Source organism: Maribacter chungangensis, assembly GCF_042676845.1.
Classification (GTDB): Bacteria; Bacteroidota; Bacteroidia; order Flavobacteriales; family Flavobacteriaceae; genus Maribacter; species Maribacter chungangensis.
Map to the genome: position 1 here is coordinate 1 of NZ_JBHTHY010000003.1, position 17,908 is coordinate 17,908.

At 39.1% G+C, this 17,908-nt stretch carries 14 protein-coding genes; 9 read left to right on the top strand and 5 right to left on the bottom strand.

What is annotated here, in order from left to right; translation table 11 throughout:
- Positions 1-301: 301 nt before the first annotated feature.
- Entirely contained in the window at positions 302-700 is a 399-nt protein-coding gene (locus tag ACFQZJ_RS00045) for a DoxX family protein (protein WP_379931490.1), read from the bottom strand.
- 40 nt (positions 701-740) lie between these two features.
- Complete coding sequence (locus ACFQZJ_RS00050; protein ID WP_379931491.1) at positions 741-1,910, bottom strand: DNA polymerase III subunit; 1,170 nt, start codon at positions 1,908-1,910, stop codon at positions 741-743.
- A gap of 126 nt (positions 1,911-2,036) precedes the next feature.
- On the opposite strand from ACFQZJ_RS00050, the gene ACFQZJ_RS00055 reads away from it, so the two are divergent.
- The 3 genes from ACFQZJ_RS00055 to ACFQZJ_RS00065 all read left to right on the top strand — a co-directional run bounded on the left by ACFQZJ_RS00055 (position 2,037) and on the right by ACFQZJ_RS00065 (position 5,997).
- Positions 2,037-3,227 carry a phosphoglycerate kinase gene (locus tag ACFQZJ_RS00055; RefSeq protein WP_379931493.1) on the top strand — a complete coding sequence of 397 codons (1,191 nt, stop codon included), beginning with the start codon at positions 2,037-2,039 and terminating at the stop codon, positions 3,225-3,227.
- 121 nt (positions 3,228-3,348) lie between these two features.
- Positions 3,349-4,989, top strand: coding sequence for a LysM peptidoglycan-binding domain-containing protein (locus ACFQZJ_RS00060; protein WP_379931495.1), 1,641 nt, complete (start codon positions 3,349-3,351; stop codon positions 4,987-4,989).
- Positions 4,990-5,004: 15 nt separating this feature from the next.
- Positions 5,005-5,997 carry a DUF4837 family protein gene (locus ACFQZJ_RS00065; RefSeq protein WP_379931496.1) on the top strand — a complete coding sequence of 331 codons (993 nt, stop codon included), beginning with the start codon at positions 5,005-5,007 and terminating at the stop codon, positions 5,995-5,997.
- 67 nt (positions 5,998-6,064) lie between these two features.
- On the opposite strand, the gene ACFQZJ_RS00070 is transcribed toward ACFQZJ_RS00065, so the two are convergent.
- From ACFQZJ_RS00070 to ACFQZJ_RS00080, 3 genes are all read right to left on the bottom strand, one after another.
- Positions 6,065-6,241 carry a DUF6747 family protein gene (locus ACFQZJ_RS00070; RefSeq protein ID WP_379931498.1) on the bottom strand — a complete coding sequence of 59 codons (177 nt, stop codon included), beginning with the start codon at positions 6,239-6,241 and terminating at the stop codon, positions 6,065-6,067.
- A 723-nt stretch (positions 6,242-6,964) separates the two neighbouring features.
- Entirely contained in the window at positions 6,965-9,403 is a 2,439-nt protein-coding gene (locus ACFQZJ_RS00075) for an OmpA family protein (protein WP_379931499.1), read from the bottom strand.
- Between the two features lie 882 nt (positions 9,404-10,285).
- Positions 10,286-10,471: a twin-arginine translocase TatA/TatE family subunit gene (locus ACFQZJ_RS00080; RefSeq protein WP_379931500.1), complete on the bottom strand. Its 186-nt coding sequence runs from the start codon at positions 10,469-10,471 to the stop codon at positions 10,286-10,288.
- 202 nt (positions 10,472-10,673) lie between these two features.
- On the opposite strand from ACFQZJ_RS00080, the gene ACFQZJ_RS00085 reads away from it, so the two are divergent.
- From ACFQZJ_RS00085 to rfbA, 6 genes are all read left to right on the top strand, one after another.
- Entirely contained in the window at positions 10,674-11,543 is an 870-nt protein-coding gene (locus tag ACFQZJ_RS00085) for a M23 family metallopeptidase (RefSeq protein ID WP_379931502.1), read from the top strand.
- A gap of 4 nt (positions 11,544-11,547) precedes the next feature.
- Positions 11,548-13,047, top strand: coding sequence for a GH3 family domain-containing protein (locus ACFQZJ_RS00090; RefSeq protein WP_379931503.1), 1,500 nt, complete (start codon positions 11,548-11,550; stop codon positions 13,045-13,047).
- Positions 13,048-13,224: 177 nt separating this feature from the next.
- On the top strand, positions 13,225-14,907 hold the full coding sequence (locus ACFQZJ_RS00095; protein ID WP_379931504.1) for a DUF6909 family protein: 1,683 nt from the start codon (positions 13,225-13,227) through the stop codon (positions 14,905-14,907).
- 6 nt (positions 14,908-14,913) lie between these two features.
- The gene (locus ACFQZJ_RS00100) at positions 14,914-15,909 is read left to right on the top strand and encodes a hypothetical protein (protein WP_379931506.1); all 996 of its coding nucleotides are present in this window, start codon (positions 14,914-14,916) and stop codon (positions 15,907-15,909) included.
- A gap of 2 nt (positions 15,910-15,911) precedes the next feature.
- Positions 15,912-16,919 (top strand): dTDP-glucose 4,6-dehydratase, encoded by a 1,008-nt coding sequence (rfbB, locus tag ACFQZJ_RS00105; RefSeq protein WP_379931507.1) that lies wholly within the window; start codon positions 15,912-15,914, stop codon positions 16,917-16,919.
- Positions 16,920-16,926: 7 nt separating this feature from the next.
- Positions 16,927-17,784, top strand: a complete 858-nt coding sequence (rfbA, locus tag ACFQZJ_RS00110; protein ID WP_379931509.1) for a glucose-1-phosphate thymidylyltransferase RfbA — start codon at positions 16,927-16,929, stop codon at positions 17,782-17,784.
- Positions 17,785-17,908 lie beyond the last annotated feature (124 nt).

Below are 17,908 nucleotides of genomic sequence, written 5' to 3' on the forward strand. Positions count from 1 at the left end.
GGGTTTTTCTTTTTGGTGTTGTTTGTACAGCTGTTCCCCCGAGGCTTCGGGGCGCTCGATGCCTCCAGGACCCTCCTTTTCGGAGGGTTTTTCTTTTTGATGTTTTTTGTATGGCGATTACCCCGAGTATTCCGGGTGCGTTATGCCTCCAAAACATTTCCTTATAAAGGATATTTATCTATTTTAAGCATCGTTTTGTGTTGTAAAACGCAATGCCCAATGTTGCGTAAAAACGGGTATTATCTCGATTTGATTATAACAATGCTCCGATATGGTCAATAGGACAAAGGAGCCTTCTGTTTTAAAGCTGTAAAAGAAAAACTAAAAAAATAGTAGGAATAAAATAAACCGCAATTGTTCGTGCACCTTCGTAATCTTTAGCGATCCGTTGCCCTAACAACAACATTAGCAGGGCGATACTTGACAGAATAGCACCGTACAAGGCCAAATCCGTACCTCCTTTCAATAGGATTTGAAAAATACCGACTAGGCATAGCACCCCTGCAATTACTTCCGTTATCAGAACGGTTCCTAAAAGTAAAGGCACTATATTCTTAAAAGGAGTTTCGGCAAAATGGCCTTTTAACCAAGCTAGATTTCCTTTCCAGTCGGTAATCTTATCCAATCCGCTTTGTAAAAACGTAATCACAAGAAATAGCAGGAGTAAAACTATAGTAGCGTTGTTAAGTAGTGTTTCCATGGGTACAAGATGTTTGATTAAGATATAGCATACGTAAATTTTAGCGCTTTGTGAGCAGGGAACCTGGTTTTTTATGTAGCAACCGTGTTAATTTAATGGAAAGGTCCGTAAAGATGATTTTGGCATTACCATTTCTTTCAATATGATAAATAGCGGTTTCCAGCTCTTCAACAATAGGGAGAATATTATTTTCATGTACAAAGGGCGCAAATTTTTTCAATTGGAAACCATCAATATGTATTCGCATATAGACCAACTCCCCTGCTCCATAATTTAACAATAATGCTTGCCGCATTACCATAATACAATAGTGTAGGAATTTTTTCTGTGTTTCCCTTCCGGTCTTGGCCAGTTCCTCGCTCCAAAGAATAAGCTCGTGTATGGCCGCTTTGTTTCCTTTTGCCTTAAACGCGCTGCGTACCCATTGTACGAACCATCTTTCAAAAACCAAGTCTTCCGAGTCGTTATGGAAAAGGTCCAGGGCTTTATTAAAATTTCCGTTGGCCTCATGGGCAATACGCATAGCCTCCTCTTTGGTAGCTCCTTTATCGATTAGGCCCGAGACTATCGCTTCTTCTGCCAAAGGCGGGAAATGCAAGACTTGGCAGCGAGATTTTATAGTCTGGATAATTTGTTCTTCATCTTCGCAAAGTAGCAGAAAAACAGTCTTGTCCGGCGGCTCCTCTATTAGTTTTAAAAGTTTGTTGGATGCGGCAGTGTTCATGCGTTCGGCCATCCAAATAATCATTACTTTATAACCTCCTTCGTAAGATTTTAAGGAGAGTTTTTTCAAAATATTCTGGGCTTCGTCTACGCCTATTTGTCCCTGTTTTTTTTCAATCTCTATAAGCCTATACCAATCAAACAGGTTTCCATAAGGCTGTTCGGCCATGAAATTTCGCCATTCCTGGATATAATTATCGCTTACCGCATGGGCTTTTGCCTTATCAGAGTTGGCAACGGGAAATGCGAAATGCATATCAGGATGCGAAAAAGAATTGAACTTTAGGTTACAGGCAATTTCACCACCTTCGTTTTCACTATTGGTATTGTTGCAGATTATATATTGGGCGTAGGCCAGAGCCATGGGCAATAGACCTGAACCTTCTGGCCCCACGAACAGTTGGGCATGAGGAATCCTACCGGCATCGGCACTCAAGGTCAAATGGTTTTTAATATGGGAAAGCCCTAAAATATCCTTAAAAAACATACTTTCAAATATAAGAGTTTTTAATGCAGTGGAGAATAAAGGTTTCGGCTATAAATTAAAACCAACAGAGTTTTATCTCCACTCTATTAATCTTTACATTTGTGACTTATTTAAAAGTAGAATATCATGAAAGTACTGGACGACTATAATTTTGAAAACAAGAAGGCATTGATACGCGTAGACTTTAATGTTCCGTTAAACGAGAATTTTGAGGTTACGGACATCAATAGGATAGCAGCTGCAAAACCTACGATCATAAAGGTGTTGGAAGATGGTGGCAGTGCAGTACTTATGAGTCATTTGGGCAGGCCAAAAGGGGTGAGGAATCCAGACTTGTCCTTAAAACATATCTGCGACGCGGTTTCCAATGTTATTGGTGTTGCGGTAAAATTCGTTGATGATTGTGTTGGTGAAAATGCAGAAAAAGCCGTTGCAGCGCTACAGAACGGGGAAGTATTGTTGTTGGAGAACTTAAGATACCATGCCGAGGAAGAAAACGGCGACGAGGCATTTGCCGAGCAATTGTCGAAATTGGGAGATATATACGTGAACGATGCTTTTGGCACGGCACACAGGGCACATGCGTCTACTACCATCGTTGCAAAATACTTTACTGATGCAAAATGTTTTGGGTACTTGTTGGCTAAAGAAATACAAGCTATAGAAAAGGTGATGCGTACCGGCGAAAAACCTGTTTTGGCAATTTTAGGTGGTGCAAAGGTGTCATCAAAGATTACGATCATAGAAAATATATTGGACAAGGTAGACGATTTGATTATCGGTGGCGGAATGACCTATACCTTTGTGAAGGCACAAGGCGGACAAGTAGGGGATTCTATCTGCGAAGACGACAAGATGGAACTGGCCATGGAGATTTTAAAACAGGCTAAGGAAAAAGGGGTACGTGTTCATATCCCCGTTGATGTTGTTGCGGCAGATGACTTTAGCAATACCGCAAACACAAAAATAGTTGATGTAGACAAAATTCCGGATGGTTGGCAAGGTTTGGATGCTGGGCCCAAGACCCTGCAAAACTTTAAAAACGTTATTTTAAGCTCCAAAACGATACTTTGGAACGGCCCTGTTGGTGTTTTTGAAATGGAAAGTTTTGCCAATGGCACTGTTTCGGTGGGGAATTTTATAGACCAAGCCACCCAAAATGGGGCATTTTCCTTAGTGGGCGGTGGAGATTCCGTAGCTGCGGTAAAACAGTTCGGGTTTGAAAACAAGGTAAGTTATGTATCTACCGGTGGGGGCGCCATGCTCGAAAGTCTTGAAGGTAAAACCTTGCCCGGTATCGCTGCAATATTAGCATAGTAAGGACGTTATCGATAAACGGGGCTTAGGTAGATCAATCACATTTTTAAGAGAATATATTTTATTCTACCAAAAAAATGTACGATTTTCGTTAGTCCCCGCTCGTAAACTTTCGTTAACTATGTACAACCTAAAATCAAAAAATTTACTTTTATTAGGACTGTTTTCTATAATTCTGGGTACTCATGCCCAGCAAAAAGATTCAATTACCGAAACAGCGCCACAGCAAATAGCCCCCGAGATTGTATTGGACAGTCTCTCCCAAGAAGCCTTATCGGCTCAAATGGAGGCATTGGAAGGGAATGTACGACCGGACGAACCTTTAGGGTTATTTAAGGCGAAGCAAGCCAAGCACTACGATTTAAAGGACCAAGCGGAAGCTGCAAGGTTTGATAGTATTTGGATGCAGCGTCTCATTGAGAACAATTCCCTTTTTGAGGAAATGTATGAAGAGGTGGTGCAGACCAACCTGGATTCCACAGCAGTTGTCCCCCCATTGGTTTTAAACACGGATACGCTTAAGCTGCGTTTGGAAAGGCTAAACCAAAAAACGCCTTTTAACGTTGCCTACAATTCTTCTCTTGAAAGTGTTATCAAATCGTTTTTGACCAGAAGAAGAGGACTTATGGAGCGTATGATTACGGCAAGTCAGTTCTATTTCCCCCTTTTTGAACAGGAATTGGACAACCATGATATTCCTCTGGAAATGAAATACTTGGCCATTGTAGAGTCTGCCTTAAACCCAAAGGCAAGGTCGCGGGTAGGTGCTACCGGCCTATGGCAGTTTATGTACGGTACAGGGCGTGAAATGAAGTTGGAGATCAATAGCTACCTAGATGAACGTAGCGACCCCATTAAATCTACGGAGGCCGCTTGTAGGTACTTAAACTGGCTTTACAATATGTATGACGACTGGGATTTGGCATTGGCGGCATACAATTCTGGACCCGGCAACGTGAACAAAGCTATTAGAAGGTCTGGCGGATATAAAAATTATTGGAACATTAGAACGTTCCTACCTAGGGAAACGGCGGGCTACGTTCCGGCATTTTTGGCTACCATGTATATTTTTGAATATGCAGAGGAACATGGAATCACTGGTAAAATTGCCGAACGAAACTATTTTGAAACGGACACCATACATGTGAAAAGTATGATTACGTTTGATCAGATCAGCGAACTTACGGGTATAGACAAAGAAGAGCTGACGTTTTTAAATCCTGCATACAAGTTGGAAGCCATACCTTTTGTGGAAGGAAAAACAAATGCATTGCGCCTTCCTATAACGGATATGGGTAAATTCGTTGCAAATGAAGAAGCTATCTATGCACATGTAGAAAAAGAACTTAAGGAAAAGGAAGGCATCTTAGCCAAACTTGAAGAAAAAGCGGCGCAAAATAGCATACGATATAGAGTACGCAGTGGAGATTTTCTAGGAAAAATTGCGGAACGTTACGGCGTTGGGGTTAGCCAGATAAAAAGATGGAACGGACTTAGAAGTAATAATCTACGTATAGGGCAACGACTGACCATTTATCCAAAAAAGAATACTGCGCCTGCCGTAAAGCCTAAAAACACCCCATCTAGAACAGCTGTAGCGAGCAATAGTAAGGTCCACGAGGTGCGAAGTGGCGACTCTCTTTGGACCATTTCCAGAAAATATCCTGGAATTAGTATAGAAAATTTACGAAAATGGAACGGTATTAGTGGCAACAATCTAAAACCAGGCACAAAACTAAAATTGTGCGATTGTTCATCTTAAACCAAAGATCCAAAAATGAAAAAATTACTTACACTTAGCGCAGTCGTATGCCTTGTTCTATCTTCATGTAAAGAAGGAAAAAAACAGGACTACTTGCCAGATTCCATTGGAGCCTATAACACCCTTACCATCGTTATAGAAAACGAACTATGGAAAAGTGAGGTTGGGGACAGGATACGTGAGAATTTTGCCGCACCGGCCTTGGGGCTAACTTGGGACGAAGCATTGTTCACCATTACCCAAGTACCCCCGCAAGTTTTTAACGGAGCCGTTAGAACTACTAGGAATGTGCTTTATGTAATGGAGGATTCTCTCGATATAGCACACATGAAATCCAATATGTACGCCAAACCGCAAAGGGTAGGGGTGCTAAAAGGGCGCAGTAAAGCAGAGATAATCGAAAACCTTAACGAAAAAGCTCCCGAGTTCATCAAAATCTTCAAGAAGCAGGAAATAGACGAAGCACAAAGACGGTTTTTAAAATCCTTAAACAAAGAGAAGGCACTAGAGGAACACTTGGGCATTACCCTTAACGTTCCATCTATTTATAAGGTTGGAAGGGAAGAGGAAAATTTTGTTTGGATCGATAGGCAAATACAAAAAGGGACCATGAACATTATCGCCTACAGTGTACCTTGGGATACCTTTGATAACGATAGTACCTTTGTACAGGATATTATAAAAATGCGTGATTCTATTGGAAAGCTTTTTATTCCTGGAGAACCTATTCCCGGTAAAGAGAACCACATGATTACCGAGAAGGCGTTTTCCCCGTATGTGTTCCCTGCCGAAGTTTCAGGGAGAAAATCAGCTGAGGTAAGGGGTATATGGGAAATGTCCGGATATCCGATGGCAGGACCTTTTCTAACCTATATAATCAATGACAAACCCAACAATAGAAAATTAGTGTTGGAAGGGTTTACATTTGCCCCTGCTACAGAAAAAAGGGACTATATGTTTGAGCTGGAAGCCATCCTTAAAACCTTGAAATTTAATTCACCGCAATAATCAAACAGTTTAGCTTAACAAAAAACGCCTTGAAATTTCAAGGCGTTTTTTGTTGTTGGGCTACTTTTTAAAGATTGCCGAAGGCAAAACCCGTAGACAGCCTAAATATGAAGGCATATATCGTTATTCCAATAAGGGCAAAGCATATAAACGCCCAAATTTTAAAATAATTTTTTAAGATGAGGTATTTCCAGTTCCGGAAAGCTTCAAGGTATATTTCTCTGATAAGTAGAATTTTCTCCATAATTGAGGGTTTTATGTTCTTAAAACCAAATATCAATTTATTTACGGAGGGTCCTAAATAGATTAGACCAAACCCATGTTTATTCTATTAACCGCATCTATTATTTTCAAGAATCTACAAACGGCCATTTTATTCGTTGAAATAGAAGCGGAATGTACATCTGTTTTATGTTTGTAAGGAATATCGTATCAGCTTTGCCATTATTTACCGTAAAAAGGGACAATCTTTTATGCGATATCTAGAATTTAAATTGGTATTAAAGGTTAAAACCCTTCAATTTTATTGCAGCCACTTTAGTTGCTATAAACATTTTAGCCATTTTGATTATTGGAAGTAAATAACTGAACAACCCATTAACAAGATAGCCTTTTGCAACTTCATTACTCATTAAAACCTAAGGATTTTCAATCCATTGCGGTTTAGTTATATGTTGGGGCAAGGTGTTGCTTATAGAAGTCATTTAAACTTTTTCCGTTAGCTAAAAAATTGCTCTTTTTCGCCGCGGGCTGCAGCTGGCCCCTCATTCAAAAGCCAAATTGTTGGCTTTTGTTTCGGCCCTGTCTTTTTTTCTTTCCATAGCTATGCTATGCAACTCAAAAAAGCCTTCAAATGGTCATAAAATTTCTAATTTTCGCTTGAACGCGAAAAGTTTAAACCATTTCGTAAAGAAAAAACCGCCGATATTTTCATCGGCGGTTTTTTAAAATGGTAAAGTAGATTTGTTTACATGTTTACAATAATAAATTCAGACCTACGGTTTAAATAATGTTTTTCCTCGGGGCAAGCAACCCTGCCATTACATTCGTTGAGCAACTGTTGCTCACCATAACCTATTGCGCTTTCTATACGGCTGGCATCAATTCCTTGGGAAATAATATAGTCTTTAGTCGATTTAGCCCTTTTGTCCGAAAGGTAATCATTGTAAACTGCGCTACCCCTAGAATCTGTGTGGGACTCAATTTTTATGACCATGTTCGGATATTCGTTCATTACTTCGACCAGCTTATCCAATTCTTTGCTTGCATCTTCTCTTATATAAGATTTGTCAAAATCAAAATGGATCATTTCTGTCTTAAGTTTGCGTATGCCATCTTCAACGGCGATCATGCCCTGAAGTTTTTTCATGGCAATATCTACGTTAATGGTGTCGTTTTGCAGAGTTGAAACAGCTAATTCGTTTACAAAAAATGTTTCCTTGTTCGTTTTTAAGATGTATTTGGTATCTGCATCCAGGTCTTCAAATATAAAGCTACCGTCTTCGTCTGTTTCTATTTCTTTTAGTTTCACATTGTTTTCGTCAAGAAGTTGTACTAAAGCCCTAGGCATAATATCACCCGTTACGAGTTCTGTTACAATTCCTGCTATGGCATTAATGTTCGTTGGTACCTCCTCAACTAAAAGGTGTTTAAAGGAATAAAGATCATCAAAACCTTTACCACCGTCACGATTGGAAGCAAAAAACCCTTTTTTAGTTTCCTCGTTAATGATATACGAGAAATCGTCCTTATTACTGTTAATGGGTTTTCCAAGGTTCCTTACATCAGAAAATCCGTTTTCCTCATCGTATGTTGCTTCATAAATATCCAATCCGCCCAGTCCTGTATGGCCGTTGGAGGAAAAGTATAGTTTTTCGCCATTGATAAAAGGGAACATTTCTTTTTGTTCGGTATTTATCTCCGGGCCAAGGTTTTTGGGTGAAGAAAAGTTGCCGCCCTCCATAACATCAACAACGAAAATATCAGAATCGCCCATACTCCCTGGCATATCCGAAACAAAATACAGTTTTTTACCATCCTTGCTTAGTGCCGGGTGACCTGTGGAATATGAATCACTGTTAAAAGGGAGTTCCGTAGCTGCCGTCCACTTGCCATCTACTTTTTGTGAGCGGTAAATTTTTAAGTGGTTAATGCCTTTACTGTCCCGTTTTAATTTTTTTCCATAGTTGTTCCTTGTAAAATACATGGTCTTGTTGTCAGGTGAAAAAGTTACACCTGCCTCATGATATTTTGTATTTAATTCCTTAGAAAATTTTACGGCATTTTTAATGTCGGAAGACTCTTCATTAAGTTGTCCTACATAAAGGTCTAGATACGGCTGATTATCCCATTTGTACCTTCTGGTAGTTAAAAATGACGAGTCTGTTGCAGAAGCAAAAACAATTTCATTTTCGTTATGAAACATAGGTGCAAAATCTGAGTATTGAGAATTAACACTAAGGTTTTGAATTTCGAACTTTTTAGGACTGTTCAATATTTCATCGAGAACTACTTCATTTTTTTCTACTAAGGAAGCAACCTCATTTTCATCCCTCATCTTTTTATTGTACAATCGCATAAGTCTTTTTGATCTAGCATACTTACCATTGCCTTTTAAGGAGTGTGCATATTTAAAGATGTTATCCGCGGACATTTCTTCTTCATACTCTTCGTACAAAATGGTATACCATTTATAGGCCTGTTCCATGTTAGTATTAAAATAGTGCGCATCGCCCGCTTTTTCCAAAACTTTGAAAGAATAGTTGCTCTTGTCCTGCAAAGCCTGTTCGTATAGCTCAGAAGCTTCCGCATACCACATTTTGTTAAAATATTCATCTGCCCGTTGAATGAGCTTAGCGGGCGAGGAGGCTTTTGCGTATCTAGAAACTTTGTTACTCTTTTTATTATCTTTTTTGGCAACCCTATTTTTGGAACCTATTTTGTCTGCCGGAGCACTATTTGCAATGTGAAGAATCCAAACATCGTCTTTAAATTTATTGTTAAACTTAGACTCATGGGCATCTATGGCGTTCTCCCAAGCATCGTAGCTGGACACATAAAGATAGTAAAGGTCGTTTTCCGTATTCTGAAAATACCCTGCATCAAACCCCTTTTTGGCAAGCTTCTTTACCTGCTTGTCCAACTTGTTCGATTTGCTAAAGACTCCCGATACCAGGTAATAGCCGTTTTTAACATTTGCAAGATTTTCAAAAGTTCTTTGTGGAATGCCTTTTTCCAACGCAGCGACTATGAAAGCATCCTGATCACTAGGTTCAATAGCGTCAGCCATATATGTATGTGGGACATCTGCAACCGAATTGTTAAGGGTACGGTTTGTTTCTTGCAGGTTTTGCGCAAAAGTACCGAAGTATAAAACAAATATAAAAGCGCTAATAATTTTTTTCATGGGTAAGGCTTGTCATTAAAATGAACATCGATTAGGTCGGTTATAATTGGTTATCGATGCTTCTGGCTAACGAAAATACTGGTATTATAGAATTAGGATTATAATTTGTTGTGAAAGCGATATAATCTGTAGTGTATCTGTACAAAAATGATTTTTAGGAATTCTTGAGCACTGCAATAATGGGCGAATCTTGGATAGAGGGCAATAAAATACCTTTTGGTATAAAAATAAAAAACACTAGGACATAAAATTATCTAAAAAACGAACGAGATATTGAACGGTTATAAACAGTTTAAGAAGTAGTTTAAACTTTTCGCGTTCAAGCGAAACGTAGTGATTTTTTGAACATTTGAAGATTTTTTTGAGTTGCACAGCATTGCTATGGAAGGAAAAAAAGACAGGACCAAAACAAAAGCCAAATCGTTGGCTTTTGAACAAGGAGCCAGCTGCAGCGCGAAGTGAAAAAGGGTAAACCCAAATTATGTAATGGCACTTCGTTATGAAGCTTCGAAACACAATGAATACTAGGGTTGCATCGATTTTAGCATAGCACCACTAAGGTTACATCGTAAAAAAGTAGCGCAACGGTAGTATTCGCATCAGCTCGGGGCTGTAATGGTTTTTTAATGCATGTTTTGGGCTAAATGACTTCTAAGATAAAACTGCTTGGTAACTTGGCAATTTGGTGCGTGATGCCCTAATCTTTATGGTCGTGGACGATATAAGGTAGGTTTGGGATATAGGCTTGTACTACTGGAAGCATTGATGAGGTCATTAAGGACTTGATGTCTTAAACTGTTTGTGAAGAAGAAAAGTGTACAGCAAAAAAAGCCACAAATTTAAATTGTGGCTAAAATTTTTACGGAAACAAATCTGACAGTGCTAGTCTTTTTTGTTCTCGTCTAGCTGCTCGTCCTCTTTTGATGCATCTTTAAATTCCTTTATACCGCTTCCTAGGCCTCGCATTAATTCTGGAATTTTCTTTCCACCGAAAAGCAAAAGCACAACCAATACTATTATTCCTATCTGCCATGGGCCAATAGCCAATATTATATTCGAAAATGTCATATCCATATCTTTTAAGAATTATACGAAGGTAAGAAAAACTAGCATATTCTGCTATAATATTTAGGTATGCGAATAGCCATGGAGAATGGATGCAAAAATTATGGTCATTGTCACATGACGTTTGAAACAAAGGATTCCCTATGACTGTTTATTTTTTAGATGAATTGCACATATTTTCATTACTAAGTTTATCTTTGTTACAATGGCCAAAAAGAGAAAAAAAAGAAAGGAAATTAAACGAAAATTGCTTCATAAGTATAGGTTGGTGATACTTAACGAAAGCACTTTCGAGGAAAAAATATCCTTTAAACTAAGCAGGCTCAACGTTTTTGTTACGGGATCTTTGCTCATGATCGCCCTTATTGGTTTAACTATATTGTTGATCGCTTTTACACCGTTAAGGGAATATATTCCCGGCTATTCATCTACAAGACTTAAGAAGCAGGCGACAGAGCTTACCTATAAAACAGATTCGCTAGTCCGCACGCTTAATTATACCAATAAGTATTTAGATAATATTAGAATGGTGTTGAAAGGGGATATTGAAAATAATGAAGTTAACAGAGATTCCTTGTTTCAGCAATTTAAGATAGATCCAGCATCAATAGATTTGACACCTACTAGGCAAGATTCAATTCTAAGGGCAGAGGTGGCCTTGGAGGACAAGTATAATTTGTTCGAAAGAAACACGGATAAAAAAAGTATGGTGCTGTTCCCACCAATTACAGGTAGCGTAACCATGGCGTTCGATGCAGAACAGAAACACTACGCGGTAGACGTCGTTGCTCCAATGGATACACCTGTAAAGGCTGCAGCTAACGGCACCGTTATTTTTTCGGAATGGACTGCGGAAACCGGTTATGTTATTATCTTGGAACATGAAGACGGACTCCTTACGGTCTACAAGCATAACGGATCCTTGGCCAAGTCTCAGGGCGATGTCGTAAGAGGCGGGGAAGTGATCGCCTCTGTGGGGAATACCGGAGAGTTTTCTACGGGACCACATTTACACTTTGAACTTTGGGACAACGGAAATCCTATAAACCCGTTAGATTTTATCGACTTTAACTAACAGTATGTCTCTAAAAGCAATAGCTGCCAAGGTTTTCGCGCGTTATATACATAGAAAGACCCAAAAATGGGTGAAAAATCCTATTCAAACACAGCAAAAGGTTTTTAATAGGCTGCTACAAAAGGCCGCTAATACCGAATTTGGAAAAGACCATGGTTTTAAAAACATTGGCTCCTTTGAGCATTTTGCAAAACAGGTCCCCATACGGGACTATGAAGAGTTAAAGCCCTATGTGCAAAAAGTAGTAGCGGGAGAACACGACATACTATGGCCAGGACAACCGGTATATTTTGCAAAAACATCCGGAACCACCTCCGGGGTCAAATATATTCCCATAACAAAGGATTCCATTACATATCAAATAGAGGCATCTAGGAATGCCATGCTCAATTATATTCACGAAACCGGTAGGGCCGATTTTGTAGACGGGAAAATGATTTTTTTGCAAGGTAGTCCGGAACTTCAAGAAAAAAATGGAATCAAACTTGGGAGGCTTTCCGGAATAGCGGCGCACTATGTTCCCAATTACTTACAAAAGAACAGGCTGCCAAGCTGGGAAACCAATTGTATAGACGACTGGGAAACGAAGGTAAATGCAGTGGTAGAGGAGACCAAGGGCCAAGATATGACCGTAATTGCAGGAATTCCGTCTTGGGTGCAAATGTATTTTGAGAAACTCCAAGAAAAAACCGGTCGGAATATTGGAGAGGTCTTTAAGAACTTTGAGCTCTTTATCTATGGGGGAGTGAATTATGAACCGTATAGAAAAAAGTTTGAACAGCTTATTGGAAGAAAAGTAGATAGTATTGAGCTATTTCCTGCCAGTGAAGGTTTTTTTGCGTATCAAAATTCGCAAAAGGACAAGGGCCTACTGCTATTGCTTGATTCCGGAATTTTTTATGAGTTTGTAAAGGCAGATGAGTTTTTCTCGGAAAACAGAAAACGGATCACACTAAAAGATGTTGTTCTAGACGTTGATTATGTAATGATTATATCTACAAATGCGGGACTATGGGCCTATAATCTTGGAGATACCGTTCGGTTTACTTCTCTAAGACCGTTTAAAGTAATCGTTTCAGGAAGAATAAAGCATTTTATTTCTGCTTTTGGGGAGCATGTCATTGCAAAGGAAGTTGAAGAAGCTATGCTGGTAGCTACTGAAAAGACAGGAGCAAGCGTAAACGAGTTTACCGTAGCCCCACAAATTACACCAGAAAACAATGAACTTCCTTATCACGAATGGTTAATAGAATTTGAGAAGGAACCACAGGACATGGCCACTTTCATAAAGGTTCTGGACAAGGCGCTACAACTTCAGAACAGTTATTATGACGATTTAATTACGGGCAAAGTTTTGCAGACCCTTAAAGTTACCCCCATAGAAAACGGAGGGTTCAGGGCCTACATGAAGTCTATAGGTAAGTTGGGCGGACAAAACAAGGTTCAACGCCTTTCCAATGATAGGAAGGTGGCGGAAAAATTATTGGCTTATAAACAACGATAAAATGTTGGGCAAACACAACTTAAGTTTAAATAATGCCCTAACGGCGCTTCTGGATTTTTCTTGACGGTTTTGCCCCTCTTCGGTCAAAATAAAACGGCTGAAATATTCTTAGGGTTCGTCCACGGGAAGAGTCGGTTTTAAGAAGTTTTTTATTCGTAATTTTGTTTGAAACCTAATATGGGAAAAACACTTACACCATCTCGCGCACAAGAATCTACGAACGCAATCGAACGCTTGTATATCACCATGCGTCATCTTTTCAATAGAGGTTTTTACAAACCTAACGGGGTATCCGGCGATGGGCTTAAAAATGCACTTTTGGCTTTACGACCAGAAATATATGGGTCTGTTGCCGAAGAAAAGGCAGAATTGAGCGGACTGGTATATGTACTGGAAAGGTTGCCGGCGGGCATAGAGCAGTGTAAGTTTATAAATCTTACTACAGATGAAGGCTTCGGTAATTCGCACATGGAAGCCATCATACCACCAAAGCGAAGAAGAAATTGTTATAGGATCGATGATGAACAAATGAATATTGAGATCACAAGAGGAAGGTCCGATATTTATGACATCCTTACCCACTTAACATTTCTTTTTATTGAGTCCGATAAAATCTGCAAACGAGTGCTTATTCCAGATACCGAAAAGACCATACGCGATTGGTCCAAATTGGAGGCAACTATCAAAAAGGATGAAATAACCCAAGAAGAAAGGGAAATCGCCTTGATTCATACGGCTAATATTCTAGGAAGATCTTTTGAAGAAATATTGGAAATCTATGGTAAGTTAAGGACAGACGAAAATCCGGAGCGCTTTCTTAAAATAATCTATTGGCTTGGCAAACTATCCTTGGAAGAGGAGATTACCGGAGAAAAACGTACGGTAACATTTAGTTCCCTACTTCGAGAAAGGTTAGGTCATCATATACATGGCGAGCGTTGGGCAGATAATATCAAAGAGACCTTGAGGGCACACAAACTTTTGGGCAGGCCTATCCATATCATATCCGCCAATATGCATAGTGTTATGAATTCCCTGTTCGCCAGGCATGCACTTGCACCGGAATTTAACGATTCCAGTTCGCTTAAAATTTATGAGGCGTTAAGCAGTTCTGAAAACGAGACCTTAAGAAACAAGGTCAAGCAGGTAGCCGAAAAAAACGGGATGATTTCCTTGTACGATACTTCGGGCACCAACATAGATGTGCAGATTTTTGATTTGGCCAAGTTGGTTTCGGGAGCATGCGGCTATGATATAAGGGAGGAACCTGATGAAAAAAAACCGATTATCTTTGTGATGGACTACGCCTTTGGCGAACAAGCTTATGAAACCATTGACGAATTGTTAAAACCCTTTGGAGATAAAAAGAAACAAGACGCATTTCTAAATGTAGCCTCAATATCCATTATGGGGAAAGCTGGAATTTTAGAAGGCGGAAAAGGGGATTTAATGATTCCGTCCGCACATATTTTTGAAGGTACGGCAGATAACTATCCATTTAAGAACGAACTGTGTGCGGCCGATTTTGAGGGACATGGCTTAAAGGTTTTCGAAGGCACAATGGTTACCGTTTTAGGAACATCTTTACAGAACAAGGATATACTGCGTTTTTTCCATAACTCTACATGGAACGTTATAGGATTGGAAATGGAAGGGGTGCATTACCAGAAAGCGATCCAATCGGCTTCTAAAATCAGGAAAAGTATACGGGAAGACGTAAAAGTCAGATATGCCTATTACGCTTCGGACAATCCTTTGGAAACTGGAAGCACTTTGGCATCCGGTGGCTTGGGCACTACAGGGGTAAAACCCACATATTTGATTACGGACAAGATTTTAAAACAAATATTTAATTCATAGGGGGCAATGGCAGAAAATAAAATACCGAACAAAGAAACCAGTTCGGACGAGATAGATTTGGGACAATTGTTCCAAATAATCCAGAACGGATTCAATAGTTTGTTCAAGGGCTTTTTGAAGGTATTTCTATATGTAAAGACCAATGCGATTGTTTTGTTGGTATTGATTATCGCAGGTGCCGGTATTGGTCTAGGGCTTAACCAGATTATTTCAAAAAAAATTAAACTAGAGGTTATTGTAAAACCTCAAATGGAGAGTAAAAATTATCTGTATGATGTAGTCGCTGAGATTCAGGCGAACATTGAAGCTCAAGATACTACCTTCTTTAATGCTATAGGGGTTGATTTTACGGATTATCGCGGGTTGGAGATTACCATAAATAGGGTTAGTGGAGATGATAATAGCGAAAGCGATATTAAGTACTTGGAACTATTGCAGTCATTTGAGGATACAGAGGCCATTGCCGATATTGTTAGAGCTGAACTTCAGAACAAGAGCTCTTTTAACCACAGGATAACATTTTATTACAAGAATAAGGAACAAGGAAAGCATTTCTCCGAAAAAGTGATGGAGTATATTAATTCTAACCCTTATTTTGACGGTCTTGTAACTATCTATAGAGCTAATGCGGAATCTAGAATAAAACAAAATAAAGACTTATTGGCCCAAGTGGATGAAATAATTACTAATTATTCAAAGAAAATGGGCCGGTCGGATGGGTTCAACGGAGGTGAGCGTATATTACTCGACAACCAAGAAACAGTAAATATCACAGGTCTACTCAATTTTAAAAATAGTTTAATAAAAGATATTGAGACTAAAATTCTAGAACTTGCGGAACGAACGGAGCCTATTAAAATTATTAACTTCGGAAAGCCCCAGCAGGTACAAAAAGCTTTTTATGGAAAGAACATTGTGTTGATTCCTATTATTTTTTTGGGTGTATTCTTTTTGATTTCTTTTATGAAATTCCTAAATAGAAAAGTAACGGAACTTCTTTAAAAATGGCTATTCTCCCTATACAGAAAACAATTTTGGTTACAGGGGGGGCTGGTTTTATTGGCAGTAATTTCATACCTTATTTTTTGGACAAGAATAAAGGGTATAGCATTATTAACCTTGACAAACTTACCTATGCAGGCAGCATTTCTAATTTAACAGAAGTAGCTGAAACTTTTAGACACAAATTAATTGTCGGTGACATCTGTGATAAGGATTTGGTCAATAGTATTTTTAAGGAATATAAAATAGATGCCGTAATTCACTTTGCAGCAGAATCACATGTAGACAATTCTATTAAAACACCGGGCAGTTTTATCAAAACCAACATAGAAGGGACGTTTACGCTTTTAGAAGCAGCCAAGAGGAATTGGAAAACCGAATACGGGCACAAAAGATTTCATCATATTTCTACAGATGAGGTATATGGTAGCCTTGGAGACACTGGATTTTTTACCGAACAGACCCCTTATGCGCCCAACAGTCCTTATAGTGCTTCCAAGGCCGCTTCCGATTTTTTGGTCAGAAGCTATCATCATACGTATGGCCTTAATGTGGTTACCAGTAATTGTTCCAACAACTTTGGACCAAAACAACATGACGAAAAGTTGATTCCAACTATTATCCGAAAAGCAATACAACTTGATGGTATTCCCATTTACGGAAACGGTAAAAACATAAGGGATTGGCTTTATGTGCTGGACCACTGTAAAGGTATAGACCAAATATTCCATAAGGGAAAAGCAGGGGAAACCTATTTGATGGGAGGCAACAATGAATATGACAATTTGAGCATAGCTAAACATATCTGCAGGATATTGGACGATGTAAAGCCAAAAAAAACAGGAAGTTATTTGGATCAGATTTGTTTCGTAAAAGATAGAAAAGGGCATGATTTTAGGTATGCTGTAGACGCAACCAAAATTAAAACTGGATTAGGTTGGGAACCGATTGAAGCCTTTAGCCCCGCACTTATACAAACAATTAACTGGTATTTAAAGAAATATTCATAACCATAGTATGAAAGGAATAGTATTGGCAGGAGGTTCCGGAACACGCTTAGCACCTTTAACCTTGGCTATAAGCAAGCAGCTTATGCCGGTATATGATAAGCCGATGATCTATTATCCCATATCCACATTATTGATTTCTGGAATACGGGATATCCTGATCATAACTACGCCCAAAGATGCACAACTGTTCAAAGACTTATTAGGAGACGGTGGTAGGCTAGGATGTAATTTTGAGTATGCAGTCCAAGAAAAACCAAATGGTATTGCAGAGGCTTTTTTAATAGGGCGCAACTTTATAGGAAATGATAAGGTAGCCCTTATTTTAGGGGATAATTTGTTTTATGGGTCCGGTCTTTCTGCTTTGTTACAAAAAAACAACGATCCCAATGGTGGCGTTGTTTTCGGTTATCATGTAAACAATCCCAATAGATACGGCGTGGTAGATTTTGATGCAAACGGGAAAGTAGTTTCAATAGAGGAAAAGCCTTTAGAGCCTAAAACCAATTATGCGGTACCGGGAATCTATTTTTACGATAATTCTGTAGTAGAAATAGCAGAATTGATAAGGCCAAGTAAAAGGGGCGAGCTAGAAATAACCGATATTAACAAAGTGTATTTAGAAAAGGAAGCCCTTCATGTAAGTATTCTGGACAAGGGAATTGCATGGTTGGATACAGGTACGTTCAGTTCTCTTATGCAAGCTTCACAGTTTGTTCAGGTGATAGAAGAACGACAAGGACTTAAAATAGGTTCTATAGAGGAAGCTGCCTACACGATGGGCTATATATCAAAAGAACAGTTGCATAAAATTGCCAAACCCCTGTTAAAGAGCGGTTATGGCGAGTATTTGATGAAGCTGAACTAAGGCGGACCCAAAGTAACGAAATCAAAAGGGCTTAGTTTTAAAATTCCGCGAAGTTTTAAGTGTTTATGTTTACGGGGTATTGCCGGTTGTATTCAAGGTAGTTTCTGTTATGATTCGATTAAAT